We start from the raw sequence: 277 nt of genomic DNA, 5'->3' as shown, positions 1-277 counted from the left end.
GAAAAGAAACCGAAAAAACAAGTCAAAAAATCGAAAAAACCTTTCCCGCCGCGGCCGGAAAAAGATATTCTGCTTTTTATCGAGGAGCACTCCCGGGAGCTAGAGCCGTGGCAGCGTGATATTTTAACGATGATGAGAGAGGAAATGCTTTATTTCTGGCCTCAGCTGGAAACAAAGATTATGAATGAGGGGTGGGCTTCCTATTGGCACCAGCTAATTATACGTGAGCTTGATTTAACCTCTGATGAAGCGATAGAGTTCGCCAAGCTGAATGCAG

General features: G+C 44.8%; 1 protein-coding gene. It reads left to right on the top strand.

Annotated features, from left to right (window positions below; genetic code table 11):
* Positions 1–277, top strand: a 277-nt coding sequence (locus CF394_RS11185) for a SpoVR family protein (protein WP_165767543.1), incomplete at both ends; no start/stop codon positions are given.

The sequence above is a fragment of the Tetzosporium hominis genome, assembly GCF_002265435.1.
In the GTDB taxonomy this organism is placed as follows: domain Bacteria; phylum Bacillota; class Bacilli; order Bacillales_A; family Planococcaceae; genus Chryseomicrobium; species Chryseomicrobium hominis.
Note: the sequence above shows the minus strand (reverse complement) of the source record. Positions and strands in the feature narration are given on the sequence as shown.